Here is a 25,864-nt window from a genome sequence, read left to right on the forward strand (position 1 = left end):
CATGCGGACTGCTTAAGGGATAGCTATGTTGTTGTGGTCTACATTTTTCTTGGGTCTGGGCTTTGGCGTGTTCGCACGCTTGGGACGTTTTTGTTTGCTGCGCGGCATCCGTCAAAGCATGGGACTAGACAACAGTGAGCAGCGCGGCAGCGCCCCGGCTTTGCAGGCTTTCGCATTGGCTGTGGCCGTAGCCCTGCTGGCATCGCAAGCTCTGCAGCTGGCAGGCGTGGTCGATCTGGGCAATGCCCAAATCGTGCGCCCCAACTTCTCTGTCATCGGAGTCATGATCGGCGGCGCCATCTTTGGTCTGGGCATGGTGCTGGCCAACGCCTGCGGTGCGCGCTCTCTGGTTCTGCTGGCTGGCGGTAATCTGCGCTCTCTGATTGCCGTGGTGTTTCTCGCTTTGGGAGCCCAGGCCAGCTCTACCGGTGTGCTGGTTCCGCTGCGCCAATGGTTTCAAGGGCTTGCACCCAGCACTCTGGAAAGCGTCACCCTCAACCAGTACCTACAAAGCAGCGGCTGGTCAGGCAGTGCCATTTACCTGGTGCTTGCCGTTATTCCAGCTGTACTGCTGGCTGCTTATGCCTTGTATCAGCCCGCGCTGCGCCGCAGTCCCATCCAATTGGGAGCAGCGCTGGTCATCGGTGCTCTGGTGGCTGTGGGGTGGTGGATTGCAGCCACCGTTGAAGTCGATCCGTTTGAGCCAGCCAAGCACACCTCTCTGAGCTTTATTTCCCCGATCTCCGAAACACTGCTTTACGTGCAAGTGGCCGTAGGGAGGGAATTTGCTGCCGCATGCGCACTGGTGCTAGGTGTGCTGGCTGGCGCATTCCTGGTGGCCTTGTTCACCCGCACCGCACGCTGGGAAAGCTTTGACAGCCCTGCACATTTGACGAAGACTGCCATCGGCGGCTGGTTGATGGGTTTTGGTGGCTTGCTGGCTGCGGGCTGCTCCATCGGCCAGGGCCTGACAGGCATCAGCACGCTGGCATGGGCCACCTGGCCTGCGGTGGCTGGCATTGTGGGTGGTAGCGTCCTGGCCCTGAAGTTGCTCAAGCCTCAGGCTTAACCCGCACAGAGCAATCAAGTTGTTTCTTGCGGCAAGGCTCTGTCCTAGAATTCCGCCCCAGACAGCTCTGCTTGTGCCGCGTGTCGGCTAAGAGGGATTCTTTTCCCATCCATGCCTTGTCCGGACTTGGTCACCACACCAAGCCCGACATCAACGCTCAAGCCGTCTTTTGAGTTCTTGTTGATTGCATCGGATGTGGCTTCTGCCACGGTCAGGAGCCAACCACGCCTTGCATCCCCTTCCACGGAGAAGTCAGGCGCTGCATGTTCGCTTCCCTTTGCACTTATTGCCATTGCCAGTTGTGCAGTGGATTTAGCAGGTCAGCGCTGGTCTTGACGCCAGCCGCACGCACCAGCAGACGCTGTGCATGCGGCTTCTTATGAATGACTAGGAGGAAGTTTCCACCATGCAACGTCGCCACTTTCTGATGACCCCGCCAGCCATGGCTCTGGGTGCTGCGGCCGCTGCCGCACCGATTGCCACACTGGCAGCACCCACCATCATGACTCCGCAATCGCGCATTCTGCCCCGTCAGGGCAAAGGCCCACGCATTGTGATTTGCGGTGGTGGCTGGGGCGGCCTGACAGCTGCCCGCTATCTGCGTGAGCTGATCCCCAACTCGGACGTGGTGCTGCTTGAGCGCAATCCCACGTTCTGGTCTGGCCCGATGAGCAACAAGTGGCTGATCGACATCGTGAACACCGATTTCGTCAACCACGACATGCTGCACCCCGCCAACAAGTACGGCTACCACCTGCTGCAAACCGAGGTGACCGGCTTTGAGCGCGACAAAAAACTGGTGCGCACTGCACACGGCCTGATTGAATACGACTACCTGATCCTGTCGGGCGGTATCCGTAACGACTACGAAGCCTGGTTTGGCAATGATCAGAAAGCCATCGACTACACCCGCAAGCATTTCCCCAACGCCTACATTCCCAACCAGGAGATGCTGGCGCTCAAGAGCAAGGTGAAGAACTTCAAGGGCGGCACCCTGGTGATGACGCTGCCCCCACCCCCTCACCGCTGCCCGCCCTCGCCCTACGAGCGCGCCTGCCTGATCGCCTGGCACATCAAGAAAAACAAGATCCCCGGCAAGATTCTGATTCTTGACCCCAAGCCCAAGATTGCGCCCATTGGCGTCGGCTACAAGCAGGCATTTGACGAGCTGTACCCCGATATCATCACCCACGTGCCCAATGCGCGCGTGCAGGAGGTGGACCCCTTCAACAAGAGGATCAAGACCGCTGCCGGCGAATTCAAGTTTGACGATGCCATCCTGATGCCTCCGCACCAGGCCGCTGAAATGGTGTGGTGGGCAGACCTGATTGGCAAAACCCCTGAAGGCAAGCCCACAGGCTGGGCCGATATGGACACTCGTTATTTCACCGCCAACAGTGATGACAGCGTGTACTTCGTGGGTGACTTGATGGGAGCCATCTCCCCGCAATTTGGTCACTACCCCAAGAGTGGTCACGTAGCCAACTACATCGGCCAGATCGTCGCCAAGAACATTGCGCAGCGTACTGCCGGCAAGGAAGTCACCCCGCTGCTGCCCGACAACCTGTGCTACATGATGGTCAATGGTGATCCGCAGGAAGAAATCTCGGTAAAGTTCGAGTACGAAATCGACGTGACCACCGGCAACGTACACCAGACCCAGATTGATATGGACGTACGCACCTCTGACCTGGTCAAGGAAGACTTTGCCTGGATCAACACCAAGTTCAGCGACTTCCTTGGCATTTAAGACGACATGAACCCAGCACCTTCCCATTCCCTGACACGCCGCCGCCTGGTAGCCGGCGCAGCGGCGGCCAGTGCCGCCCTGGCCCTGCCCAACGCGCTGGCGCAACCCGCAGCCAAGCCCAGCCTGGTTGGCCCTCTGGCCCCCAACCCCGTGGAATTCAAAAAAACCATGGCGTCATTCATTGGCAGTGCCACACCACAGACCGAAGGCCTGCAGGTGGACATCCCCGTGCTGGCTGACAACCCCAGCGCCGTGCCCGTGAAGGCCAAGGTCACGCTGCCGATCACGGAGCAGGACTGGTGCGAGGAAATGATGGTGGTGGCCGAGCTCAACCCCATTCCGCTGGCCTGCCGTGTCCACTTCACTGCAGATACCGGCACCGCCGAAGCGGCCATCCGCGTCCGGCTGAGCCAATCTCAAACCGTGCACGTGCTGGCACGCATGAAAAGCGGGCAGGTTCTGCAGGCCAAGCAAGCAGTAACCGTGGCAGCCAGCGGCTGCGGCATGTAAGGGGAGCAATCAATGAGCATGAACAAGCCACCCCGCGTTTGGGTCAGCAACGAAAAGCCGAAGGCCGGTGATATCCTGCGCGTACGCGCCCAGATGGAACACGTGATGGAAACCGGTCTGCGCACCGATCCTGCCACCGGCCAGCCCCGCCCACGCCACATCGTGAATCACTTTGAAGCCACGATGGCTGGCAAGCGGATCTTCAGCTGGGACCTGGGCACCTCCATCTCTCAGAACCCCTATATCGAGTTCACTTTCAAGGCGCGCCAAAGCGGAGAGCTGAGCATGCTGTGGAAAGATGACAAGGGCCAAACCCTGACCGCCAGCAAAACAATCACAGTGGGCTGAAAGCTGCGCCCACACTTACTGCTGGCTGCCATCGAGCCCCCCGCAGACGAGCATGTCTGCGGGGGCTTTTTTTTGCGCTGCCCAGTGAAAGTGCTCCAACTGTCACCTCCAGGCCCCAGCCTTCAGCGGCCAAACAGGCGAGCTTGCAGCGGAAGCTGTGCCCGCAGCACCAGATCGGCTGCCGAGCGCCCCAAAGCCATGTCATGCACACCCTGCGCAATGCGCCACTGCCCTGCTTCGCCGTCAAAGCGCGCCAGCAATCGTGGGTCTACGTCCAGTTGTACCTCGCGGCTTTCACCGGGTTGCAGCTGCACACGCTCAAAGCCCAGCATGCGCATGCGCTGCTGCCCTGCAGCATCCGTCAGATAAAGCTGCGGCACATCAGCGCCCGCACGCCGCCCGGTATTGCGCACAGTGAATCTGGCCTGCACCTTGTCACCGCTTTGCTGCAAACGCAGCCCGCTGTAGTCAAAGCGGGTATAGCTCAGGCCATGACCAAATGCATAAGCTGGCTGTTGACCTGTTTGCGCCATCCAGCGATATCCCACTTCAGCACCTTCATGGTAGTGAATCGCCGTCAGGGTATGTATGGGGGTGCCCAGTCCGGGCAACGTGGGATGTGGTGTTTGCTCCAGCGAGCGGTAGAAGGTGATGGGCAGACGGCCTGATGGGTTGATCTGACCCGCCACAATTTCTGCAATTGCACGTCCACCGGCACTGCCGGAATACCACGATTGAACAATCGCCCTGGCACGCTCTCCCCAAGGTGCCAAGTCCACCGCGTTGCCCGTTTGCAGAACCACGATGGTGTTGGGATTGGCCCGCGTCACGGCATCTATCACTGCAGCCTGTCCCCAGGGCAAGCTCAGATCGGCGTGGTCATGATTTTCGCTCTCTGACTTCCAGGCAAACACAATCGCTACATCTGCATTGCGTGCCTGCAATGCAGCATCGGCAGGTGACTCACCCGCATCGGTCAGGATTTCAGCTTTCGGAAAATGCTTGGCCAACTCACTGGCAGGCGAAGGCCCTGCCACGGTCAAACGGCGTAGCGGAGCAAACATATTGGTGCCGCCAAGGGGTATGTCCAGTGCAAGACCACCTACCGGCTCCGTGCGGCTGGAACCCCCTCCACCACTGAGCATGCCCAAGTGCGAAAAACCACCAATCACGGCAATGCGCCTGACATCCTGGCGCAGCGGCAAAAGCTCTCCTTCATTTTTCAGCAGTACAGTGCCTTGGCGTGCTACTTCAATAGCACTTTGCAGATGTGCCTGCATATCAGGCTGCTGCTGTGCGCCTTGCCACTGGTCAGCATCAACCTGGTACACCGCGAACAAAATGCGCTGCACCATATCGCTCAAGCGGGATCGTGACAGTTCTCCACGTGCATACGCCTCGCGCAACGGGGCGCCAAACCACTCTTTTTCATCCAGCTGCGCACCGCTTTGCTGATCCAGCCCCTTAAGCGCGTAGTCCCAGGCATACACGGCACGCCAATCGGACATGATGAAGCCCTTGTAGCCCATGGCCTGCTTCACATCGCGGTTGAGCAATGCATCACTGCCGCAAGCGTATTCGCCGTTCACCTTGTTATAGGCACACATCAGGCTACCAGGGCTGGAGCGTTCAATCCCCATTTGAAAGGCCAGCATATCTGACTCGCGATGTGCTGCAGGATCAATGCGCGCATCCAGCGCCCATTTGTTGATTTCCTGGCTGTTGAGCGATACATGCTTGAGGATGTTGACCACCTGCTGATCCTGCGTGCCCTTGACGCTTTCCGCAGCCAGCACCGCCGCCAGTAGCGGGTCCTCCCCCAGATACTCGAAATTGCGCCCATGCCGAGGATCACGCGCCAGGTTGATGCCTCCACCCAGCACCACATTGAAGCCACGCGCCTTGGCCTCTTTGCCCAGAATAACGCCGCTGTCATAGGCCAGTTGGGGATTGAAGGTGGCAGCCATGGCCAGCGCAGAAGGGAATGCCGTGGCCTGATCACCCTTGCGCCCACCAGAAGGGTTGGTAATACCCAGTCCCGCATCGGTCATTAACAGATCAGGCACGCCCAGACGTGGCACACCCTGCACCCAGCCCGCAATCTGCGGCACATGCGCGGGCACGCGCGCATCGCGCTGCTGGGAGAAGTCTTCTGCCAACACATGCACCATCAGGCTACGCAGCAGGCCAAAGCGCTCGTCGTCCGTCATCTGCGCTTCCACCTGCTGAGCCTTGGCTTGCGCTGCAGCAATTTTCTCTGGACTAGGCTGCGCCTGTACCTGCGAAACAGCCAGAGTCGCGCCTGCCACAAAGGCCCACCCCCTGCCACATAACAAGCGCCCTGTTGATATCTTTTTTTCCGCAGCCATGCTGCCTCCTGTTCATTGTTTGGATTGCGCCGACACTGGTCACGACACGCGTGTTGCAATTCAAAACGCATCGCCTGGTCTCTGTAGCAGCAACCCGGAGAATGTTACTTACTGTCATCGCAAGTAACCAGCCCCTGCGCCATCTTGGAGCAGTCTCAGAACATGCGACCACTTGAAGCCTTGGCTTTCGGCCACCTTACTCCCCGTGATATGTGGCCGCAGCGCGCATAGCCTCCAGCATCCATACCCGCATTTCGGTCAAGACACACTTTTGGTGCAGCAAGCCTCGATCACCAGGAAAACATTCGTTTTTGCAATGCAGCTGGCCGACCCTGCAAGTGTGTACAGACCCAAAAAAAAGGCCTGCAGGCACGTGACTCTGCAAGCCTTGTTTGCAAAACGGCGCTGACCACAGCGTCCGTCAAGCATCACAGCATCATTTACCGTTATAGCGTCCGGGGCGATGGCTGACTGCCAGAAACACTCCCATCACAACCGCAGCAAACACTGACCAGGCCACGCGATCGAAAGGCACAATCCACAACGCCAGAGCAACCACGATGCAGTCAATCACCATCTGCACCTTGCCCGCAGGAATACTCCATTTATCCTGCGCATACAGCGACACAATGGTTGCCCCGCCCAAGCTGGATTTGTGACGCGCCAGAAACAGCACGCCTGTGCCCATGAGCAAGCCTCCGGCAATGGCGGCAAATGCGGGATGCAGATAATCGATATGAATCAGGCGAGGCCCCAGCTCGGTCACCACAGACAGCAGGGCTACCGACAAAAAGGTTTTGATGGTGAATTCTTTGCCAATGTATTTCCAGGCAAACCAGTAAAACGGAATATTGATCGCAAAGTAAATGCCGCCAAACGAGAGCCCCGTGGCGTAGTGCAACACAAATGCCAGGCCTGCCGTGCTGCCCGTGAGCAAACCCGCCTGTGCAAACATCATCATGGTGATACCCACAAACAATGAGCCTGAAAACAAGGCTTGGGCGTCCTCGTAGGGGCCGTGCTTGACCACGGTGACAGGCGCCGCTGACGACAGCGCCGGACTGCTGGCAACAGGGTGAACTAGCTCGGATTCGGGGCTGGTGGTGCTCATGGCGGATACCGGTTTTCGACAGCGCATGCTTGTGGCCTTGCCGTCAACATCAATGCAATAGATGAAGCAAAAAATGCGCCACCTGCTACAGGAGCAGATGGCGCATGCGCTCTAACGCACAGCGGATGTTCTACGCTGACATGGCTTTTTTGCTGCAGTGCAGCAATTAAACCATTACCCGATACAAAAGCGGTGAATACGCCCCAAATTCAACGGTCACCTTGGGGCATTTTTTCTCGACTGGCCGTCTTCTTGACGGTTCCGTTCTCGCCAAAAGTCACCGTAAATTCCATTTCGCGGTTTGGGGGATCAATCCAGTTCCAGTCCCAATCAGTCTCTTGCTTGAGGTTGTAGGTTACACGCTTGGCAGGCTTGCCCAGGATGCGGCGCACCTGCTCTTGTGTCATGCCAGGCTGGATTTGCTCAAACACATGTGGTGTCAAGACCTGGCGCAACGCCGTCATCACACCATCGCTGCCAATGGTGATCATGTAATTGCGGTGCCCCATGGGCTGGCGGGGATACTCGAAAGTGCGCGAGCCATCCGCTTCGGGCCAAATCGTTTCGGGTTCACCGAAAGCCTTGCGCACATCTATCTCGGTGGACAGGCCTTCTTCCAGGCCATTGATTTTTTGTTGATCACAGCCCACCAGAGCCAAAATACTGGTGGCAATTGCAGCCACAGTGGCTGTGGCACGGTTCAGTAGGTTCATGGACAGTGTCCCGGTAGAATCGTCAAACTAGAGAGGTTACCAGTCCATGTCTATTTTTGCCCGTCCCCACTACACTTCCGATGTCACCGATTTCATCAACCAGATGAAAAAGGACAAACCCCAGCTGGAAACCCAGCAGCAGATTGGCCGCTCACTGCTGTGGGACAAATCGGTGAACTACGAAGCCCAGGCTGAAGCAGCCCAAGCCCGTGTCGCCCAAAAACCCTACGTTTACCAAACTAATAACTGAGAGCGTTTTAGCGCGTTTTCTCTGCCCGGCCCTTGCCTGACAAGCGCCGGGCGCTCTTCTTTCCAAGTTGCATGAGCGAAAGCACCACAGAGTCTGCCCAAGCCGAGCTGCCAGCGTCTGCTGCTTCGGAGCAAAACCAACTGATGCCCGATGTGGTGGATCAGGTGGCTTTGGCGCGTCTGTATGGTGAACCGTTATTCAAACTCCCCAACGACCTCTACATTCCACCCGATGCGCTGGAAGTGTTCCTGGAAGCGTTTGAAGGCCCGCTGGACTTGTTGCTCTACCTGATCCGCAAGCAGAACTTCAACATCCTCGACATCCCTATGCTGGCTGTCACGCAACAATACCTGCGCTATGTGGATGAGATTCGCAGCCGCAACCTCGAGCTGGCTGCGGAATACCTCTTGATGGCAGCCATGCTTATCGAGATCAAGTCGCGCATGCTGCTGCCGCCAAAGAAAAAAGAGGGCGAAGAAGAAGCAGAGGACCCGCGTGCCGAGCTGGTTCGGCGCCTGCTCGAATATGAAAAGATGAAGCTGGCGGCCCAGCAAATCAACGAGATGCCGCAATACGGCCGTGATTTCCTCAAGGCCCAGGTCTATATCGAGCAAAGCCTGCAGCCCCGCTTTCCCGATGTCGAGGCCAGCGAACTGCACGCCGCCTGGCGTGACATTCTCAAACGCGCCAAGCTGGTGCAGCACCACCGCATCACCCGCGAAGAGCTCAGCGTCCGTGAGTACATGAGCCAGATCCTCAAGCAGCTGCAAGGCAAGCGCTTTGTCGAGTTTGAGAATATTTTTGACCCCAGCAAAGGCAGCACCGTGCTGGTCGTCACCTTTATTGCCTTGTTAGAGCTGGGCAAGGAAACACTGATTGAGATCACCCAGGCTGAAGCCTATGCGCCGATCTATGTGCGACTGGCTTATCGACCCGCTTCGGCCCCCCAAGAAGCCGCAGAAGATGCGCAAGACGTGCTCTACGAGCACGACTAGCCCACACACCTCATCATGCTGCGCCCTGTATGCGTGAGCTTGCAGCGCACACCCACAGCATCCCTTCCCGATCTGAATGCCCTGCCGTTGTTTGGCCTGGCTCCCACGCGTTCACCCTTAAAGGCGGCGGTGCAGGCAATAGCACCTGACTCCAGTCAACTTTAAAACAACATATTTGCAGAAAGCAGCAAACACCTCTTTTTGCAATATGAAATATTTGATTGAAAAACAGGAAACAACCGTATTTATTGCTCAATTTTGCTTTCAATTGCCTTCAACTGCTTGAAATTCACATGATTTGGAAATGAGCACTCTCAGCAGTTGCTGACCAATGCCTGCATGTTCAATACAGATACCTAAACACGTGCACAAAACACCATAAAAATCCAAAAACGTCTGCCAATTAGCATTCAAAGTTAACTCAATGAACCACATCTTCTTTCAACAGAAGAATTTTCATTACAGCCCTATCGCTGCATTTTTTTTGTGCTGACAATGAATGGCATCCCCGATCCAAGAGGAGTTCATTGCCATGTCTCACCCACCTTGTACACACAGCGCAGAGCAAAAGGACAACGCACAGCCCGTGCGCTTGCACCGGCCATCTGTCACAACCACCACACAAGCAGCGACAGCGCAGCGCTGGTCCACAGAAGCCATCCAGGCTTTGCTGGATATGCCTTTCATGGATCTGATGTACCAGGCACAAACCGTGCATCGCCAGCACTGGCCGCTAGGGGAGATTGAGCTGGCGACATTGCTATCCGTGAAAACCGGAGGCTGCCCCGAAAACTGCGGCTACTGCCCACAGTCGGCAGAGTTCGACACCGGAGTGAAGGCCGAAAAGTTGATGAGCGTGCAGGAAGTCACAAGGTCAGCACAGGCAGCCAGGGACGCTGGCGCCACGCGCTTTTGCATGGGCGCTGCATGGCGCGCTCCCAAGGATCGCGATATCGAGAAGATGAACGAACTCATCGCTGCAGTGAAAGGTTTGGGTCTGCAAACCTGCGCCACACTGGGCATGTTGCAGCCACACCAGGCGCAATCCCTGCGCAGCGCGGGACTGGATTACTACAACCATAACCTCGACACCGCACCCGAGTACTACCAGGATGTGGTCAGCACGCGCCAGTACCAAGACCGCCTGGACACCCTCGCTGCGGTGCGCAATGCAGGCATCAGCGTGTGCTGCGGAGGCATCATCGGCATGGGTGAGACCCCTGTGCACAGAGCAGGCTTGATCGCACAACTGGCAAACATGCAGCCTTACCCAGAGTCCGTACCTATCAACAGCCTGGTGCGCGTGCCCGGTACGCCCTTGGCTGATAGTGATCCCGTAGACCCTCTGGACTTTGTGCGCGTGATTGCAGTAGCCCGCATCACCATGCCTCAAGCCCGCGTGCGTCTGTCGGCAGGCCGCCAGCAATTGGGTGAAGCAGTGCAAGCCCTTTGCTTCATGGCAGGTGCCAATTCCATTTTCTACGGCGACAAGCTACTGGTCACCGGCAATCCCGATGTGGAAGCTGACACCACGCTGCTACGCAAACTGGGACTGCAGGGCCTTCGCACAGCGGCCTGAGCTTCACGTCTTTTTCAAGGCACTCGCTCAGCCACCATGCAAAGCGCGTGCAGCCTTCAAAGAATTGCTTCGCACTTTCGATCAGGGTCTCCCTGCCGGGTTCGGCCCTACCTGCGCCTAGGAGATTAGCTATGCCTACGCCATCACTGGCCACTCGCAGCTTAGCTGCCGTCTGGCATCCCTGCACCCCCATGAAACGGCACGAGAGCGAACCCCTGCTCTCCATACACAGAGCGCAAGGGCCGTGGTTGTATGACACGGATGGCCACCGCTATCTGGACGCCATCAGCTCCTGGTGGGTCAACCTGTTTGGTCACAGCCATCCGCATATGCGTGCGGCACTGAACGAACAGCTAGAGCAGCTGGATCATGTCATGCTGGCAGGCTGCACCCATGCGGCAGTGGTGGAACTGTCCGAGAAACTGGCTCAACTCACCGGCCTGGGCCATGCCAGCTACGGCAGCGATGGGGCATCTGCCACAGAAATGGCTCTCAAGATGAGCGCCCATTACTGGCGCAACATCGGCAAGCCTGAGAAAAACCGTTTTGTAGGCTTGGTCGGCGGCTATCACGGCGAGACCATGGGTGCCTTGTCCGTCACCGATGTGCCGCTATTCCGCGACGCTTATGCACCACTGGTACGTGTGTCGGCCACCGTTCCCAGCCCCGATGCACGCCAGGCACTTCCCGATGAAACACCTGCCGATGTAGCCCTCCGTGCTGCGAATGCACTGGAGGCGTGGCTGGGACAACACCATGAAAAGACCGCTGCCCTGGTGCTGGAACCACTGATTCAATGCGCCGCCGGCATGGTGATGTACGACCCCGCATACCTGCGCTTGGCGCGTGCTCTGTGCGATCGCTATCAGGTGCATCTGGTGATCGATGAAATCGCCACAGGCTTTGGCCGTACCGGCAGCCTGTTTGCCCACCAGCAAGCGGGTATCCTGCCTGACTTCATCTGCCTGTCCAAAGGACTGACTGGCGGAACCCTGCCCTTATCGGCCGTTCTCACGACCAATACAGTGTACAAAGCCTTCTACGGCACCGATGCTGCACGCGCTTTCCTGCATTCGCACTCATACACGGGCAATCCTTTGGCCTGCCGCGCTGCACTGGCTACATTGGAGCTGTTTGATCAACTGGATGCCTTGCAAGCCAACCGCCATTTGGCGAAGCAGTTGAGCGTGGCATTCGCACCTTTGAATCAGCACCCCCGTGTGCGCCACGCACGCCACCTGGGCATGGTGTGGGCGTGGGACATTGATACCACGCTAGCGGACTTTGCCCAGCGCTACCACGCCGCCGCTCGCGCACGTGGCCTGCTGCTGCGCCCTATAGGACGTACCTTGTACTGCATGCCTCCCTACGTGCTGAATGCACAAGAAGTGCAACACCTGGCCAGCCAAGCTCAGGCTGCTCTGCAAGACTGCCTGGAGCAAGAAGCTGCACAGACGGCACCGCATCACTAATCATCAGGGAACTCAAACATGATCGCTTGCTTTGTGACCGGCACCGACACCGGCATTGGCAAAACCCTGTCCAGCTGCGCCTTGCTGCACGCGCTGGCACAGCACCATCCACGCGTGGTGGGTATGAAGCCCGTAGCCTCCGGAGCGCTCACCGATGGCAAAGGCGGTTGGGCCAATGAAGACAGTCTGGCCCTGCGCGCCGCCAGCAGCCTGACTGTGCCCGCAACGCTGGACAACCCCATACTCCTGCCTGACCCCGTTTCGCCTCATATCGCAGCCAAGCGGGCGGGTGTAAACATCCAGCTACAGCCCATCTTGGATGCTTACCAGCAGCTTGCCGCTCTGGCGGATGCTGTGGTGGTGGAGGGCGCTGGCGGTTGGCAAGTGCCTCTGTCTGATGGCTTGCGCATCTCCGACCTGGCCGTCGCCCTGCAGCTGCCCGTCGTCTTGGTGGTTGGGCTTCGCCTGGGCTGCATCAGTCATGCACTACTGACCGCCGATGCCATACGTACCAGCAGCTTGTCTCTTGCAGGCTGGATTGCCAATCGTGTGGACCCCGAAATGCTGGAGCCAGAAGCCAATATGGCCTATTTACGCCAACACATGGGAGCCCCCCTGCTGGCAGATATTGCCTGGCAAGCTCAACCCAACGCCCGCGCCGTACAAGTGCAACTTCCCAGGGAATGGCAATGCAGAAATTGAGCCCTCACTCATGGCTGCAGGATCTGCCTCGGCAATTGCAAGCCCTCCAAGATCAGCACCTGTTACGCACCCGCCGTACCGTAGCGCCCGAACGCGGCGCGCACATCACTGTCAACGGCACTTCCATGCTGCAGTTTTGCAGCAACGACTATCTGGGACTAAGCCAGCACCCCGCTTTGGTAGAGGCTGCCCGCGTTGCGGCCTTGGAGTTTGGCGTAGGCTCTGGCGGCTCTCCAATGGTGAATGGGCACAGCACTGCCAATGCACAGCTGGAAGCAGTGCTGGCCAACTATGTGCAACTGCCACGCGCACTCTACTTCTATGCGGGATTTGCCACCAATGCCAGTGTGATTCCCGCTTTGGTTGGCGCGGGAGATGCCATTTTTTCCGATGCGCTGAACCATGCCAGCCTGATTGATGGCTGCCGCCTCTCCCGCGCCAGCATCCGGCGTTATCCGCATGCCGACATGGATGCACTGGAGCAATTGCTGGCCGCCAGCACCTGCCACCGCAAACTTGTCGTCAGCGATGCGGTATTCAGCATGGATGGCGACACCGCCGACATCCTTACACTGCTATCCCTGTGTGAGCGTTATGACGCTTTGCTGATGATTGACGATGCCCACGGTCTGGGCGTGCGCGGACCCCAAGGCCGTGGCAGCTTGGCCGCAGCAGGGCTGACGGGCGCCAGCACCAGTCCGCGCGTGCTTTATATGAGTACCTTGAGCAAGGCTGCAGGCGTTGCTGGTGGATTTGTAGCTGGTAGCCATGACTTGATTGAATGGCTGCTCCAGACGACACGCAGCTACACCTTTGCCACAGCGGCCCCTGCTTTGCTGGCACGCACTCTGCAAGCCAGTGTGGGCATCATGGAGCATGCTGACGCCCACCGCAGCCAGCTGCAAGCCCGTATTGCCCAGTTGCGCTCCGGCCTTGTTCCTGTGCTGCAACGAACCGGCTGGCAACTCCTGCCCTCTGATACTCCCATCCAGGCGCTGATCATTGGCGACAATGCCGCAGCCTTGCACCTGATGGAGGCTCTGCGCCAGCGGGGCATTTGGGTTCCTGCCATTCGCCCGCCTACCGTTCCTGCAGGTACAGCACGGCTGCGCATTGCCTTATCCGCAGCGCATACGGAAGACGATGTGGCAGTGCTGGTGAATACCTTGGTGTCCCTGGCCGATTTCATGTCCTCGCTCAAGGCACAATGAGCAGCAATTTCCGACACCAACTCAAGGAGACCGCTATGCCTCATATGTACGTGGAATACACCAACAACCTGCAAGGCGTCAACGAAGGCGCACTGATGGAAGCGCTGAATACGGCTGTCTGCGGTCACGCAACGGTGAGTGACGAAGCCGATGTCAAGACCCGAATCACCCGTCTGGTCGATTACCGCATTGGTTTAAATACCCCTGGCCGTGCCTTTGCCCATGTGGAGCTGCGTTTGATGGCTGGCCGTACACCTGAAGTGAAAAAAGAACTGTCTGACCGCATTGCCGCTGTGCTCAGAGCGCAAATCCCTGCGCAACAGACGCTGGAAGTTCAGCTGAGCGTGGACATTGTGGACATGGATAAGCCCTGCTACTTCAAAGGCAAGCTTTAAAAACTTTCTTCCAACACAAAGGCCATGGAGATAAACCGCCATGGCCTTTTTCTATGCTCCGCGCCTCAGCTCGTCCGCCTCACTTTCAAGCATTGCCGCCGTGGATGTAATGCTCCAGCTGAGCGATGGTGAATTGCTGCGCGGAAATGATTTCCTTGACCAAGTCTCCAATCGACACCAGGCCCACCAACTGCCCTTCATCGACCACTGGCAAATGCCGCAAGCGCTTGCCCGTCATCAACTGCATGCATTCCTCTGACGTCTGGCTGGACTGTACAAACAACACCGAAGTTGTCATCACTTCAGACACCGGCGTGTGCGCAGAATCGCGCCCCATCAAGGCAATCTTGCGCGCGTAATCACGTTCGGTGAAGATGCCCACAATCTTGGCCCCTTGCTTGATGAGCAAAGCGCCGATGCCTTTTTCAGCCATGAGCTGCAAGGCCTCGAAGACGGTCGCTCCAGGTTCAACTGCATAGATGTGGTGATCGGCCTTGGATTTCAGGATTTCAGCAACTGTAGTCATGCAATACCTCGCGGTGGTGGATGTCTGTATGAACGCCTATTTCAGCCGCTGCATGACGGCCATGCAACCGGGCTTTGTACCAATCCCCGTGACAGCTTTCGCCATCTTCCTTCTTACAAGCAAACATCCAAGGATGAAGTTCGCAAGAGATCAAACCAAGGATGCTGATTTCCTGCCATCGGACGGACATTGCGTAACACAAAATGCGTTTGACTAATCCAGCATCTGCCCAGGCAACCATCCGCGCAAACTGTTCACGAACGCCCACTTTTGCACCCGCGCCAAATCCTCCAGACGCACCACGCCCTCCACCACCCTGCCTTCTGACAAGGCAACTTGTCGTCCTACACCATTGAGCAAACCACAGGACAACGCAGGCGTGACCCATCGGCCATCAAGCAGCACCATGACATTGCCACGCGTGCCCTCGGTGATCTCACCCGCATCGTTCCACAAAACTGTGTCAAAAATATGTGCTTCTCTGGGCTCAAACGGCTCGTAATGACTGCGGCGACTGGTCTTGAAGCGCACAAACTCACTGCGTGCTTCTGACAATGGGCCAGACGCCAATTTCAATAGGGCAACCGGCGGGGAAGATGAACACACCACAACCTGGCTGCTAAACAGCCCCTGTTGGCTGAGCGCGATTCGCACCCGCCACAGCCCCACCGGATGAGTGTCACACACATGCTGCAGTGTCTCCTCCAGTGCCGGTGCATTCCAGGGGTAGCCAAAGTGTGACGCTGCCTCCTGCAGACGCTGTACATGCAGTGACAGATGGCGAAAGTGCCCCTCCTCCAAAGCCATGGTGGTGATTACTTCAAACTCCATACTCACCCTCTCGACAAATGCACGCTTGGCACGCCACTCTGCCCATTCACCAGCAGCAGTGGCATCAGCGGTAATTCCACTACCAATACCGCAGCGCAAATCTTGCTGTGTATCGCCCTGCACTACCAGCGTACGTATGGGCACATTGAACGTGGCTCGTATACCGCCCGCGCCATCGGGGCGCACCACACCCAGAGCACCACAATACCAGCCGCGCGGCTCCAGCTCCAGATCAGCAATGGCTTGCATGGCGGCTCGCTTCGGCGCACCAGTGATTGAGCCACAGGGAAACAAGGCCTTGAACACCTGGTGCAACGCGGTTCCATGCGGTAACTGTGCACGCACATCAGAAGTCATTTGCCACACCGTAGGCAAAGCTTGCACATGAAACAGCTGCGGCACTTGCACCGAGCCCATCTCAGCAATCCGCCCCAAGTCATTGCGTAGCAGATCCACAATCATCACGTTTTCAGCACGTTCTTTGGCCGAAGTCTGCAAGTGCTGCGCTTGCATGGCATCTTGCTCAGGACTGGCACCACGAACAGATGTGCCTTTCATGGGGCGGGTCAATATCTGGCCACTTCCCTGTTCAGGCTGATGCCAATCAAAGAACAACTCGGGCGATACAGAGGCAATCTGGGTATCACCCATATCTATGAATAAAGCATAGCCATTCGGCTGCGCCTTTTGCAGCGCGGCAAACAGCTCCGCACCATCAATCGGCTTTTCGGCCCTGCCATGCAGCTGCTGGGTGTAGTTGATCTGATAGTAGTCACCAGCCGAGATACCAGCATGGATGCTGTTCATCCCTTGCACAAAGGCGCTTTGCTGCAAAGAATTTTTCCACGTCAGCGGAACTCCTTTGTGCACGGCACCCAGAGGCTGTACCGACGCGTCCTGCGGACCTTCGTACACTGCAAACCATGCAATGGCACTTGGCGAATCCTTCGTCACCAATCTGGAATCCAGCGCCGTCGCGGCCTCGTAGCGCAGCCCTCCCACACACCAGCCCCCCTTACGAGCAGCGCTTTCTACCTGTTGCAAAAGACTTTGCAGTGTGGATGCGTCATGCGCTTGCAACACCTCGACCGGATGGCTGAAGCTGTGCTGCAAGCGCGCACTTCCCTCAACCAAAGGCTGCCCCAAATCACATCGCGCAAAAAAAGGAAAAAGCGTATTCATATTAGGCGCAAGAATAGCGGCTCGCACCTGCTTTCCAGCCTCACTCACTGTCAATCTCGCACCAGCAAGCATGCGGACCAAGTGCAAATACCAAACTCTGGTACGAAAGTACTAACCAAACGCAAGGCTCTGCGCAACTGTGCCCGAGCAATCTACGCAATTTCACATTGTGCTTCTTGAAAACAACAAGAATGCCGCTATGCTTCGCCCGCGCAGCCAAAGTGCTCACTCACTGGACATGGCAGGCGTTTGTGCTAAAGGTGATCACAATGACTGACTTGCTACCAAGCGGATTGAACTTTGAAGACATGTTCGACCTCGCTCCAGTTTCGCTGTGGATGGAAGATTACAGTGAACTCAAACAGCTGTTTGACCAATGGCGCGCCGAAGGCGTGACCGATCTCAAAGCATTTCTCCAAGACGATATCGCACGCCTGCAACGTTGTGGCTCAGCCTTTCGCGTGCTGCGTGTCAACCAGTTCACCCTGGATTTATTCAAGGCTCCTGACCAACAAACACTTCAAACACGGATCTCAGAAATTTTCCGCGGTGACATGTTTCATCACAGCATTCACGAACTGTTGGCGCTGTGGGAAGGACAACAAAGCTTCGAGAACCGGTCTGTCAATTACGATTTGCAAGGCCGGCGCATGGATGTGCAGATCCATGCTCGCGTTTTACCCGGTTTCGAAACATGTTGGAGCCGCGTGCTGGTATCCCTGCAGGACATCACCACTGAGGTACAAAGCGCTTTGCAACTGCGCGAGAGCGAGCAATACGCCCGGGATTTGTTTGAGTATTCCCCTGTGTCGCTGTGGGTGGAGGATTTCCGGGAAGTAAAGCGTCTTCTCGATGAAGTGCGTTCACGCGGCATCACGGACTTTCGTACCTTTTTGAAAGTACACCCAGAATTCGTCACCCGCTGCATGCAAGAAATACGTGTGATCGACGTGAACCAGCAAACGCTGGACATGTTCGGGGCCAGCAGCAAAGCCGAGTTGAACCTGGGTCTTCCCAGAATTTTTCAAGGCGAAATGTATGCTTCTTTTGCAGAGCAACTACAAGACCTTTGGAATGGCAAGCTGGTGCAACAGCGCGAGGTTGTGAACTACGCCCTCAATGGAGAGGCTTTGCACATTCACCTCGAACTTTCCGTGATGACCAGCCATGCCGACGACTGGGGCTTGGTTCTGCTTTCGCTGGTGGACATCACTGCCCGAAAAAAGGCCGAGGCCTACCTGGAGTACCTCGGAAAGCACGATGTGTTGACACAATTACGCAATCGCGCCTTCTATACCGAAGAGTTGAATCGACTCTCGCGTAAAGGCCCTTGGCCAATTTCCGTGATTGCCATTGACATGAATGGCCTCAAGGCTATCAACGATGAACACGGCCACACGGCAGGCGACACCATGCTGCGCCGCATCGGTGAAGTTTTGAGCAAGGCGGTCGATGCTCCGGATTGCGCTGCACGGATTGGGGGAGATGAATTCATAGTACTCATGCCCGGCAGTGATGCGCATGCGGCCAACGTGATGAAAGAGCGCATCATGTCACTGCTCGAATTGAACAATCAGTTCTACCCTGGACAAACCATTTACATGGCCGTGGGCACCGCCACCGGGCATGAGGACACTCTGCTAGAGACTGTGGTCCATCGCGCTGACCAGAACATGTATGCAGACAAAATGCGCTTTTATCAATTGCGTGGCTATGACCGCCGTACGGCAAATGGCTAAAAGAGAGTGCTATCCCTTTAAAGCCCTCGCACCTATATGCCTGCAATCGAGCTGAAGCTCAAGCCCTGGCTGCCTGAAAGAAAATCAAGAATTCACATGTCAATATGACATGCGAAGCTATCACTCTTACCTCTCGTGTCCAATCGCCCTCATTGCAGCCAATGCCTACGCCCACTGCGGGCATGTTGGTGCGCGAATATTCAAAAGGTGGATAGCCAGGTTCAGTTGCTGGTGCTGCAGCACCCCCTGGAAGCAGGCCACGCCAAAAACACCGCAAGGCTGTTGCATCTGTGCGTGCTTGGCAGCCGCCTGGAAGTAGGAGAAGTTTTCACAGCTGCAGATTTGCAGCAATTGCTGCATGCGCCTTGGCCGGGTCAGGCAATGGATGCCGAAGTACGCCCGGTGCTGCTGTACCCCGCCACTTTGCCCGACCCACAGCTGCCAGTCGTGCAGCCACCTGCACTACCCAGTCATTGGCTCAAACAAGTCACCAAGCTGCGTCTGGTCGTTATTGATGGCACATGGCGCAAAAGCAGAAAGATGCTTTATCTCAACCCCGGTTTGCAGCATCTACCGCGTCTGGCACTACACGAAGCTCCCAGCTGCCGATATGCTATTCGCAAAGCGCAAGCCCCGGGGCAACTGTCCAGCTTTGAAGCGGCTGCGCAGGCAATGGCTCAGCTACAAGAATGGGGAGAGCAACACCCCGCCTGGCAAAAGCTGATGCGCAGCTTTGATGATGTGATGGCCCAGCACCAGCACTTGAAGGCGCTGGGCAACGCACCTTAAAACCTGCACAGCCTTGCATGGTGTCTTGCCTGCAGTCTTCAATCGGTGGACTTTGCGTCTGCCCCCCCTGATACTCGGTCCGCGGTCAGGCATGCAGCCTGCGCATCAACACTGATAGGTGCCCACAGCTACACCTTGCAACGGGTGCAGCGACAGTGCATGGCAACGTACATGCACCACACTGCCTTGGGCAAATTCCAACTCCATGGTCACCACCCCTTGCAACTCACAAGGAACTGGCAGCTTCTGAATACGCTGGCTGGCGTGCAAGACAAAGCCCTGGCGTATACGCCCCAGGCAGGCTTCGGGTTCCAAGGACTCCCAAGGCTCTACTTGTTCAGCGCTCAGCAGCACAGGCGCCCACACCGCTTCTGCACGAGGATCATCACTATCCATCAACCGCGCTGCAGAAAAGCGCAGTTGCAAACGTCCATCTTCCCAGGTGCATTGGGCCACTTCAGAATCGGAAAACTCAAAGTACATGCTGCGCCTCCTGTTCAAGAGCTTGCACCAGCCAATCCACTTCCGGTACTGCGGGACGGTGCATAGGCAGCAGCATATGCACATGAAACGGAATCGAAAAGCCCAAAGGTCTGACCACCATGTCAGCGCCGGCGCATGCATGAGCCGTCATAGGGTTGACAATCGCCACACCCAGACCATGCTGCACCATGGCACACACAGCCACTGCACTCATGGTCTCCAGCAACATTTTGCGCTGCACCTTCGCTTTGGAGAACACAGCGTCAATTTGCACACGATAGGCATCATCGGGCGCCAGGCTGATAAACGCCTGCCCCTCAAAATCCTCAGGCTGAAGCACCGCTTTGGCTGCCAACGGATGCGAAGCGGGCAGCACTGCCACCTCATCCAAGGCAGCCAGATGCAAGATACGCGTACCTGGTGGCGCTTCTGTTGACTCCGTCAGCCCCAAGTCAAAACGCTGGGCGGACATCCACTCATGCAGCAGCGGCCCATCTTGCGTGGCCACGCTCACCGCTACCTCGCCATGGCTGCGCTGTAAACGTTCCAGTGCCCCTGGCAGCAAGGCATGGCTCAATGCCGGCATGCACAGCACACTGATGCTGGCCCGGTGTGACTGCCCCAAAGCCATGGCATGCTCCACCACCCGATCCAGACCCGCCCAGCTGCGCTCTACCTCATCCCATAAGCGCAAGGCACGCGCATTCGGACGCAAGCGATTCTGGCTGCGCTCAAACAAGGCATAGCCCAACAGCTGCTCCAGACGTGCCAGTTCTCGACTCACGGTAGGCTGTGAGGTGAACAGCATCTGCGCAGCCCCGGTCGCACTGCCGGTGCGCATCAGTGCGCGAAACACTTCAATGTGCCTATGGGTGATTCGGTCGGGGTTGGGCGCAAAGCTGTATGCAGACATGCCTTTAGCATATCCAAAATGAATAACTTACTCACAAACAAGCATTGGACTGCATAAAAAAAATCTCGGACGATAGTTCCAGTCATCAACCTTTCACACGGTCGGCATACCAACGCCTGGTCGTGATGCATAAAAACGCTATGTCTTGCACTTTCTCTTCGAAACAGCTGTGGTCCCTGGCCGACACCTACGGCACCCCACTGTGGGTGTACAACGCCCAGGTTATTCGCGAGCGCATTGCACAACTCAAAGCGTTTGACACCGTTCGCTTTGCGCAAAAGGCCTGCTCCAACATCCACATCCTGAAACTGATGCGCGAACAAGGCGTGAAAGTGGATGCCGTCTCCCGTGGAGAGATACTGCGTGCAGTGGCTGCCGGTTATGTGGCGGGAGGCGAACCCTCCGACATCGTCTTTACTGCAGATGTCATGGACGAAGCCACACTGGCCACCGTGGTGGAGTACAAGGTGCCTGTGAACGCAGGTTCCATTGATATGCTGCACCAGCTGGGTCATGCATCGCCCGGCCACAGCGTCTGGCTGCGCATCAACCCCGGCTTTGGTCACGGCCACAGCAACAAGACCAACACCGGCGGCGAGCACAGCAAGCACGGTATCTGGCATACCGACCTGAATGCTGCACTGGACGCTATCTCTCAGCATGGCCTGCATCTGGCGGGCCTTCACATGCACATTGGATCGGGCGTCGATTACGCCCACTTGCAAGAGGTGTGCGGCGCCATGGTGGCCTTGGTCAAGCGTGCCAAGGACCACGGCCATGACCTGCTGGCCATTTCGGCTGGTGGTGGTCTGTCAATTCCTTACCGCGATAGTGATGCACGCATCGACACAGAACACTACTTTGGACTGTGGAACGAAGCACGCAAGCAAGCCGAGGCGATTGTCGGCCACAAGCTGGGACTGGAGCTGGAGCCCGGTCGTTTCCTGGTCGCTGAATCCGGCGTGCTGCTGGGTACGGTCCGGGCCACCAAGGGTGCTGGCAACAACCACTTCATTTTGGTGGACACTGGCTTCAACGAACTGATGCGCCCAAGCATGTACGGAAGCTACCACGGCATGCACATTGAGCGCCGTGGCGTGGGTGCACTGCCCAACCATGGCGATGGCGCGCGCGACAGCGTGGTTGCTGGCCCGCTGTGTGAGTCTGGCGACGTTTTCACCCAAGGCGATGGTGGCGTTGTATTACCCCGCTCATTGGGAGATGCCCAGGTGGGCGACCTGCTGGTCATTCACGATACGGGTGCCTACGGCTCCTCCATGTCCAGCAACTACAACACCCGCCCACTGGCCGCAGAAGTGCTGGTTGATGGCGACAAGGTACAGTTGATCCGCCGTCGCCAGACGGTGGAGGAGTTGCTTGAGCTGGAGCTGAGCCTGTAATTTTGCGAGCTTGCATCCGCCTCATGCATCAAACAAAAGGGAGCCTTGGGCTCCCTTTTCGCATCACCATTGAAGGCACTGACACTAGAGACTGCAAGCTCCCAAACTCAGACGCCCTCTTGCTTGGGATCACGCGCCATCAGTCGTTGCACAGCCGCTTGCGGCGTAATGTGACCATCCAGCAAATCCACCACTGTGGCAGCAATCGGCATTTCCACGCCAACTGCACGTGCACGCTGTACAACGGTGCGAGCGCTGTACACCCCTTCGGCCACATGCCCCAATGAAGTCACGGCCTGGGCCAGTGTCATGCCTTGCGCCAGCAGCAAACCGACTTTGCGGTTGCGTGAGAGATCGCCTGTTGCCGTAAGCATCAAGTCACCGAGACCGCTCAACCCCATGAATGTCTCGGCCTTGGCGCCCAGCGCCACACCCAGACGCGTCATTTCCGCCAGCCCCCGCGTCAGCAGGGCCGCACGCGCATTGAGCCCCAGATCCAGGCCGTCGCACAAGCCGGCTGCAATCGCCATCACGTTTTTGACAGCCCCCCCTACCTCCACACCCACAATGTCTTCGTTGGCATACAAGCGTAGTGTTCCATTGTGAAAGGCTTGCAGCAAAGCCTGGCGTACAGCGGCATATTGGCTGGCTGCCACGAGCAAGGTTGGCTGACCTTTGGCCACTTCCTGCGCAAAACTGGGCCCGCTCAAAGCACCGCTGGCCAGTTGTGGTGCCACTTGCGCGCACACCTCATGTGGCATCAGGCCAACACCAGCCTGACCAGTTGGGACTGCTTCGAATCCCTTGCACAGCCAGGCTACGGGCACCTGCACTCGCGCATCAACCACCGCTTGCAGGGTGCTGCGCAACGCCGACATTGGCGTCGCAATGATGATCAGATCCATTCCCTGTACCGCTTGCACCAACGGTGCCGCGCTGACTTGCAAAGAGCTAGGGAAATCCATTCCTGGCAGGTAACGCACATTGCTGCGCAACGCCTGCATCTCTTGTGCCTGCTGTGCGTTGCGCGCCCACAGGGTGACACGATGGCCCGCTGTATGACGTGCCGCTGCAATGGCCAATGCCGTGCCCCAGGCTCCGGCACCAATCACAATCAAATTCATAGCTTCTGGCGCTTCTTGATTCAGCCATCAAGGCTGAAAAACCATAAAAAAAGGCCCACATAAAGGGCCTCTTTTGTAGCATGCCCAAGCACTTGCCTGAGCGTTTGCTTACTGCACCGTGCCTTCGGCTTGGGCAGCCGCAGCTGCTGTTTGCTGTTCATACATGGCCTGGAAGTTGATTTCCGCCAAGTGCACAGGAGGGAAACCAGCACGGGTCACAACGTCTGCCACGTTGCCGCGCAGATAAGGGTAGATGATCTGGGGACATGCCACACCAATCACACCACCCATTTGATCTTCAGGAATGTTGCGGATTTCAAAAATGCCGGCCTGCTTGGCTTCCACCAAGAACAAGGTCTTGTCTTCGATCTTGGTTTGCACCGTGGCGGTCACTGCCACTTCAAACAGACCTTCAGCCACGGGTGTGGCTTCTACGCCCAGTTGGATATCAACATTGGGCTGCTCTTGCTGCAGCAAGATGGCAGGGGAATTGGGTTGCTCCAGCGACAGGTCTTTCAGATAGACACGTTGAATCTGGAAAACGGGAGTGGCTTGTTCGGACATGGTGTCAGTCTTTCTTACGCAAAGCAGCGTTCATGAAAAGGCCCGCTGTACAGTGGCTGCAGCAGCGGGCACTTAAGACGACCATTATGCAGGCACACGGCCTACATTGAAATATTAGGCGTTGAGCAGAGGCAGCAGCTCGCCCTTTGCATCCAATGCGATCAAGTCATCGCACCCACCTACATGGGTCTCACCCACAAAAATCTGAGGTACCGTGCGGCGCCCGGTAACCTCCATCATGTGCGCACGTGCAGCAGGATCCGTATCAATGCGGATTTCTTCAATGTGCTCCACCCCCTTGGACTTGAGCACTTGCTTGGCGCGCACGCAGTAGGGGCAGACAGCGGTGGTGTACATCTTCACGGCTTGCATTACAGGAATCCTTCAGAGTCTTTATTAAACAGGGGGGCTGCCCAAAGTGCCCAGGGGAAAACCGGGCACAAAAAAGGAGCCGAATGGCTCCTCAATAGTAGGGCAGTTGTAAAAGTCCAGCAGGCTTAGGCCTTAGTTACAGGCAACCCCGTATCTCGCCAAGCCTTCATGCCACCAGCCAAAGCTTGGGCATTGTCATAGCCGAGCTTCTTGGCTTGCGCCTGAGCTCGCACAGCGCGATGACCTTTCTCGCACACCAGAATCACAGGCAAAGCTTTGTTCTTCACCGCCTGCGACAGACGCTCATCAAGCTGTGACAGCGGAATATTCTTGGCATTGGTGATGTGGCCCTTCACATATTCTTCTGGCTCACGCACGTCCACGATGACCGCTTTTTCGCGGTTGATCTTCACCACAGCGTCATTGGGCAACAGCGAACCGGCGCCCGCCCCTTTGAGAGCAGGCACCAACAGCAGACCACCAGAGACTACTGCCAGCAAAATCAAATACCAGTTTTCAACAATGAAAGTCACGTCAGTCCTTGGGTTGGCAAAGCCTGTGATTTTAGTGGTAGACCGATCTCCCCAGACAACATACCCTGTACAGCGCCAGCCTGCGCCCTAGAATAGAAGGCTACGCCTTTATCCGTTTGTGTTTTTTGCGCAGAAAGAAACCATGTACAAGCTCGTACTGATCCGCCACGGTGAGTCCACCTGGAATCTCGAAAACCGTTTTACCGGCTGGACCGATGTGGACCTGACCCCTACCGGCATCGCCCAGGCCAAGCAGGCAGGCCAGCTGCTTAAAGCCGAAGGTTACGAGTTTGATGTCGCCTACACCTCGGTATTGCAACGTGCAATCAACACCCTGTGGTATGCCCTGGATGAGATGAAATGCACATGGCTGCCTGTACACAAAGACTGGCGCCTCAACGAGCGCCACTATGGTGGCTTGCAAGGACTGAACAAGGCCGATATGGCCAAACAATACGGCGATGCCCAAGTGCTTCAATGGCGCCGCAGCTATGATGTGCCGCCACCGGCCCTGGAAGCGACCGATCCTCGCAGCGAACGCAGCGACCGTCGCTACGCCAACCTGCAGCCCGAACAAGTCCCGCTGACTGAATGCCTGAAGGACACCGTCGCTCGCGTGGTGCCCTTCTGGACTGAGACACTGGCTCCCGAAATCAAGGCTGGCAAGCGTGTGGTTGTGTCTGCGCACGGCAACTCCATCCGCGCATTGGTCAAGTATTTGGACAATATTGCAGACGACGCTATCGTTGGTGTCAACATCCCTAACGGCATCCCTCTGGTGTACGAGCTGGATGAAAACCTCAAGCCCATCCGTAGCTACTACCTGGGCGACGCCGAAGCTGCTGCCAAGGCTGCCGCTGCTGTGGCCGCCCAAGGCAAGGCATGATTGTGTAACACCCTACCTGCCTTCGGGTGGTTGGGCCTGCGCCCCACC

27 protein-coding genes are annotated in these 25,864 nt (G+C 57.0%); 16 read left to right on the top strand and 11 right to left on the bottom strand.

The genetic code is table 11. The annotated features are described in order from the left end of the window. The first annotated feature begins 25 nt into the window (after positions 1-25). From QEP11_RS11750 to soxZ, 4 genes are all read left to right on the top strand, one after another. Complete coding sequence (locus tag QEP11_RS11750) at positions 26-1,069, top strand: YeeE/YedE family protein (protein WP_284336829.1); 1,044 nt, start codon at positions 26-28, stop codon at positions 1,067-1,069. 406 nt (positions 1,070-1,475) lie between these two features. Continuing rightward, positions 1,476-2,819: an FAD-dependent oxidoreductase gene (locus tag QEP11_RS11755; protein ID WP_284336830.1), complete on the top strand. Its 1,344-nt coding sequence runs from the start codon at positions 1,476-1,478 to the stop codon at positions 2,817-2,819. Positions 2,820-2,825: 6 nt separating this feature from the next. After that, positions 2,826-3,329, top strand: a complete 504-nt coding sequence (locus tag QEP11_RS11760) for a thiosulfate oxidation carrier protein SoxY (protein WP_284336831.1) — start codon at positions 2,826-2,828, stop codon at positions 3,327-3,329. Positions 3,330-3,347: 18 nt separating this feature from the next. Then, a complete protein-coding gene (gene soxZ / locus QEP11_RS11765) occupies positions 3,348-3,677 on the top strand; it encodes a thiosulfate oxidation carrier complex protein SoxZ (RefSeq protein ID WP_284337028.1) in 330 nt (109 codons plus the stop codon). 122 nt (positions 3,678-3,799) lie between these two features. Here the strand turns inward: soxZ and QEP11_RS11770 are convergent, their stop codons facing one another. From QEP11_RS11770 to bamE, 3 genes are all read right to left on the bottom strand, one after another. Beyond that, positions 3,800-6,046, bottom strand: coding sequence for a beta-glucosidase (locus QEP11_RS11770; RefSeq protein WP_284336832.1), 2,247 nt, complete (start codon positions 6,044-6,046; stop codon positions 3,800-3,802). Between the two features lie 436 nt (positions 6,047-6,482). Then, positions 6,483-7,157: a YitT family protein gene (locus QEP11_RS11775; protein WP_284336833.1), complete on the bottom strand. Its 675-nt coding sequence runs from the start codon at positions 7,155-7,157 to the stop codon at positions 6,483-6,485. Between the two features lie 209 nt (positions 7,158-7,366). Next, positions 7,367-7,870, bottom strand: coding sequence for an outer membrane protein assembly factor BamE domain-containing protein (bamE, locus tag QEP11_RS11780; RefSeq protein ID WP_284336834.1), 504 nt, complete (start codon positions 7,868-7,870; stop codon positions 7,367-7,369). Between the two features lie 46 nt (positions 7,871-7,916). On the opposite strand from bamE, the gene QEP11_RS11785 reads away from it, so the two are divergent. The 7 genes from QEP11_RS11785 to QEP11_RS11815 all read left to right on the top strand — a co-directional run bounded on the left by QEP11_RS11785 (position 7,917) and on the right by QEP11_RS11815 (position 14,474). After that, a complete protein-coding gene (locus QEP11_RS11785) occupies positions 7,917-8,120 on the top strand; it encodes a DUF3460 family protein (RefSeq protein WP_284336835.1) in 204 nt (67 codons plus the stop codon). A 143-nt stretch (positions 8,121-8,263) separates the two neighbouring features. Next, a complete protein-coding gene (locus QEP11_RS11790) occupies positions 8,264-9,115 on the top strand; it encodes a segregation and condensation protein A (RefSeq protein WP_284337029.1) in 852 nt (283 codons plus the stop codon). A gap of 532 nt (positions 9,116-9,647) precedes the next feature. Continuing rightward, the gene (gene bioB, locus QEP11_RS11795) at positions 9,648-10,694 is read left to right on the top strand and encodes a biotin synthase BioB (RefSeq protein ID WP_284336836.1); all 1,047 of its coding nucleotides are present in this window, start codon (positions 9,648-9,650) and stop codon (positions 10,692-10,694) included. 131 nt (positions 10,695-10,825) lie between these two features. Then, positions 10,826-12,166: an adenosylmethionine--8-amino-7-oxononanoate transaminase gene (gene bioA / locus QEP11_RS11800; RefSeq protein WP_284336837.1), complete on the top strand. Its 1,341-nt coding sequence runs from the start codon at positions 10,826-10,828 to the stop codon at positions 12,164-12,166. 18 nt (positions 12,167-12,184) lie between these two features. Further along, positions 12,185-12,868: a dethiobiotin synthase gene (gene bioD / locus QEP11_RS11805; protein WP_284336838.1), complete on the top strand. Its 684-nt coding sequence runs from the start codon at positions 12,185-12,187 to the stop codon at positions 12,866-12,868. Beyond that, on the top strand, positions 12,856-14,079 hold the full coding sequence (gene bioF, locus QEP11_RS11810; RefSeq protein ID WP_284336839.1) for an 8-amino-7-oxononanoate synthase: 1,224 nt from the start codon (positions 12,856-12,858) through the stop codon (positions 14,077-14,079). Before bioD ends, bioF begins: the two co-directional genes overlap by 13 nt. A 35-nt stretch (positions 14,080-14,114) precedes the next feature. Continuing rightward, complete coding sequence (locus tag QEP11_RS11815) at positions 14,115-14,474, top strand: 5-carboxymethyl-2-hydroxymuconate Delta-isomerase (RefSeq protein WP_284336840.1); 360 nt, start codon at positions 14,115-14,117, stop codon at positions 14,472-14,474. A gap of 85 nt (positions 14,475-14,559) precedes the next feature. Here the strand turns inward: QEP11_RS11815 and QEP11_RS11820 are convergent, their stop codons facing one another. Then, positions 14,560-15,000, bottom strand: coding sequence for a CBS domain-containing protein (locus QEP11_RS11820; RefSeq protein ID WP_284336841.1), 441 nt, complete (start codon positions 14,998-15,000; stop codon positions 14,560-14,562). Here QEP11_RS11820 and QEP11_RS11825 point away from each other — a divergent pair. Continuing rightward, the gene (locus QEP11_RS11825) at positions 14,999-15,217 is read left to right on the top strand and encodes a hypothetical protein (protein WP_284336842.1); all 219 of its coding nucleotides are present in this window, start codon (positions 14,999-15,001) and stop codon (positions 15,215-15,217) included. The genes QEP11_RS11820 and QEP11_RS11825 overlap by 2 nt on opposite strands. Here QEP11_RS11825 and QEP11_RS11830 read toward each other — a convergent pair. After that, positions 15,214-17,013 carry a chorismate-binding protein gene (locus QEP11_RS11830; RefSeq protein ID WP_284336843.1) on the bottom strand — a complete coding sequence of 600 codons (1,800 nt, stop codon included), beginning with the start codon at positions 17,011-17,013 and terminating at the stop codon, positions 15,214-15,216. The genes QEP11_RS11825 and QEP11_RS11830 overlap by 4 nt on opposite strands. A 269-nt stretch (positions 17,014-17,282) precedes the next feature. Here QEP11_RS11830 and QEP11_RS11835 point away from each other — a divergent pair, with 269 nt between their 5' ends. Then, a complete protein-coding gene (locus QEP11_RS11835; protein ID WP_284336844.1) occupies positions 17,283-18,752 on the top strand; it encodes a sensor domain-containing diguanylate cyclase in 1,470 nt (489 codons plus the stop codon). 135 nt (positions 18,753-18,887) lie between these two features. Further along, complete coding sequence (locus tag QEP11_RS11840; protein ID WP_284336845.1) at positions 18,888-19,541, top strand: tRNA-uridine aminocarboxypropyltransferase; 654 nt, start codon at positions 18,888-18,890, stop codon at positions 19,539-19,541. A 105-nt stretch (positions 19,542-19,646) separates the two neighbouring features. Here QEP11_RS11840 and QEP11_RS11845 read toward each other — a convergent pair whose 3' ends face one another. Next, positions 19,647-20,024 (bottom strand): hypothetical protein, encoded by a 378-nt coding sequence (locus QEP11_RS11845; protein WP_284336846.1) that lies wholly within the window; start codon positions 20,022-20,024, stop codon positions 19,647-19,649. Then, the gene (locus tag QEP11_RS11850; protein ID WP_284336847.1) at positions 20,014-20,937 is read right to left on the bottom strand and encodes a LysR family transcriptional regulator; all 924 of its coding nucleotides are present in this window, start codon (positions 20,935-20,937) and stop codon (positions 20,014-20,016) included. The genes QEP11_RS11845 and QEP11_RS11850 overlap by 11 nt, the downstream gene beginning before the upstream one ends. Before the next feature lie 140 nt (positions 20,938-21,077). Here QEP11_RS11850 and lysA point away from each other — a divergent pair, with 140 nt between their 5' ends. Further along, a complete protein-coding gene (gene lysA / locus QEP11_RS11855; RefSeq protein ID WP_284336848.1) occupies positions 21,078-22,337 on the top strand; it encodes a diaminopimelate decarboxylase in 1,260 nt (419 codons plus the stop codon). Positions 22,338-22,444: 107 nt separating this feature from the next. Here lysA and QEP11_RS11860 read toward each other — a convergent pair whose 3' ends face one another. The 4 genes from QEP11_RS11860 to QEP11_RS11875 all read right to left on the bottom strand — a co-directional run bounded on the left by QEP11_RS11860 (position 22,445) and on the right by QEP11_RS11875 (position 24,930). Further along, a complete protein-coding gene (locus tag QEP11_RS11860; protein WP_284336849.1) occupies positions 22,445-23,461 on the bottom strand; it encodes an NAD(P)H-dependent glycerol-3-phosphate dehydrogenase in 1,017 nt (338 codons plus the stop codon). A gap of 108 nt (positions 23,462-23,569) precedes the next feature. Continuing rightward, entirely contained in the window at positions 23,570-24,025 is a 456-nt protein-coding gene (gene secB / locus QEP11_RS11865; RefSeq protein WP_284336850.1) for a protein-export chaperone SecB, read from the bottom strand. A 114-nt stretch (positions 24,026-24,139) separates the two neighbouring features. Next, entirely contained in the window at positions 24,140-24,397 is a 258-nt protein-coding gene (gene grxC / locus QEP11_RS11870) for a glutaredoxin 3 (protein WP_284336851.1), read from the bottom strand. Positions 24,398-24,522: 125 nt separating this feature from the next. Continuing rightward, positions 24,523-24,930 carry a rhodanese-like domain-containing protein gene (locus tag QEP11_RS11875; RefSeq protein ID WP_284336852.1) on the bottom strand — a complete coding sequence of 136 codons (408 nt, stop codon included), beginning with the start codon at positions 24,928-24,930 and terminating at the stop codon, positions 24,523-24,525. 142 nt (positions 24,931-25,072) lie between these two features. Here QEP11_RS11875 and gpmA point away from each other — a divergent pair, with 142 nt between their 5' ends. After that, entirely contained in the window at positions 25,073-25,816 is a 744-nt protein-coding gene (gpmA, locus tag QEP11_RS11880) for a 2,3-diphosphoglycerate-dependent phosphoglycerate mutase (RefSeq protein WP_284336853.1), read from the top strand. Positions 25,817-25,864 lie beyond the last annotated feature (48 nt).

It is taken from the genome of Comamonas halotolerans (genome assembly GCF_030162935.1).
Lineage (GTDB): Bacteria > Pseudomonadota > Gammaproteobacteria > Burkholderiales > Burkholderiaceae_C > Comamonas > Comamonas halotolerans.

Bases quoted from the DNA above. Each gene is read 5' to 3' on its own strand.
- QEP11_RS11825 (WP_284336842.1), top strand. From the start codon at position 14,999: ATGCAATACCTCGCGGTGGTGGATGTCTGTATGAACGCCTATTTCAGC.
- gpmA (WP_284336853.1), top strand. From the start codon at position 25,073: ATGTACAAGCTCGTACTGATCCGCCACGGTGAGTCCACCTGGAATCTC.
- QEP11_RS11820 (WP_284336841.1), bottom strand. From the start codon at position 15,000: ATGACTACAGTTGCTGAAATCCTGAAATCCAAGGCCGATCACCACATC.
- QEP11_RS11845 (WP_284336846.1), bottom strand. From the start codon at position 20,024: ATGTACTTTGAGTTTTCCGATTCTGAAGTGGCCCAATGCACCTGGGAA.
- bioB (WP_284336836.1), top strand. From the start codon at position 9,648: ATGTCTCACCCACCTTGTACACACAGCGCAGAGCAAAAGGACAACGCA.
- QEP11_RS11750 (WP_284336829.1), top strand. From the start codon at position 26: ATGTTGTTGTGGTCTACATTTTTCTTGGGTCTGGGCTTTGGCGTGTTC.
- QEP11_RS11760 (WP_284336831.1), top strand. From the start codon at position 2,826: ATGAACCCAGCACCTTCCCATTCCCTGACACGCCGCCGCCTGGTAGCC.
- QEP11_RS11850 (WP_284336847.1), bottom strand. From the start codon at position 20,937: ATGTCTGCATACAGCTTTGCGCCCAACCCCGACCGAATCACCCATAGG.
- lysA (WP_284336848.1), top strand. From the start codon at position 21,078: ATGTCTTGCACTTTCTCTTCGAAACAGCTGTGGTCCCTGGCCGACACC.
- QEP11_RS11830 (WP_284336843.1), bottom strand. From the start codon at position 17,013: ATGAATACGCTTTTTCCTTTTTTTGCGCGATGTGATTTGGGGCAGCCT.
- QEP11_RS11770 (WP_284336832.1), bottom strand. From the start codon at position 6,046: ATGGCTGCGGAAAAAAAGATATCAACAGGGCGCTTGTTATGTGGCAGG.
- bioF (WP_284336839.1), top strand. From the start codon at position 12,856: ATGCAGAAATTGAGCCCTCACTCATGGCTGCAGGATCTGCCTCGGCAA.
- QEP11_RS11790 (WP_284337029.1), top strand. From the start codon at position 8,264: ATGCCCGATGTGGTGGATCAGGTGGCTTTGGCGCGTCTGTATGGTGAA.
- secB (WP_284336850.1), bottom strand. From the start codon at position 24,025: ATGTCCGAACAAGCCACTCCCGTTTTCCAGATTCAACGTGTCTATCTG.
- bamE (WP_284336834.1), bottom strand. From the start codon at position 7,870: ATGAACCTACTGAACCGTGCCACAGCCACTGTGGCTGCAATTGCCACC.
- QEP11_RS11835 (WP_284336844.1), top strand. From the start codon at position 17,283: ATGACTGACTTGCTACCAAGCGGATTGAACTTTGAAGACATGTTCGAC.
- QEP11_RS11775 (WP_284336833.1), bottom strand. From the start codon at position 7,157: ATGAGCACCACCAGCCCCGAATCCGAGCTAGTTCACCCTGTTGCCAGC.
- QEP11_RS11785 (WP_284336835.1), top strand. From the start codon at position 7,917: ATGTCTATTTTTGCCCGTCCCCACTACACTTCCGATGTCACCGATTTC.
- bioD (WP_284336838.1), top strand. From the start codon at position 12,185: ATGATCGCTTGCTTTGTGACCGGCACCGACACCGGCATTGGCAAAACC.
- grxC (WP_284336851.1), bottom strand. From the start codon at position 24,397: ATGCAAGCCGTGAAGATGTACACCACCGCTGTCTGCCCCTACTGCGTG.
- QEP11_RS11815 (WP_284336840.1), top strand. From the start codon at position 14,115: ATGCCTCATATGTACGTGGAATACACCAACAACCTGCAAGGCGTCAAC.
- bioA (WP_284336837.1), top strand. From the start codon at position 10,826: ATGCCTACGCCATCACTGGCCACTCGCAGCTTAGCTGCCGTCTGGCAT.
- QEP11_RS11755 (WP_284336830.1), top strand. From the start codon at position 1,476: ATGCAACGTCGCCACTTTCTGATGACCCCGCCAGCCATGGCTCTGGGT.
- QEP11_RS11860 (WP_284336849.1), bottom strand. From the start codon at position 23,461: ATGAATTTGATTGTGATTGGTGCCGGAGCCTGGGGCACGGCATTGGCC.
- soxZ (WP_284337028.1), top strand. From the start codon at position 3,348: ATGAACAAGCCACCCCGCGTTTGGGTCAGCAACGAAAAGCCGAAGGCC.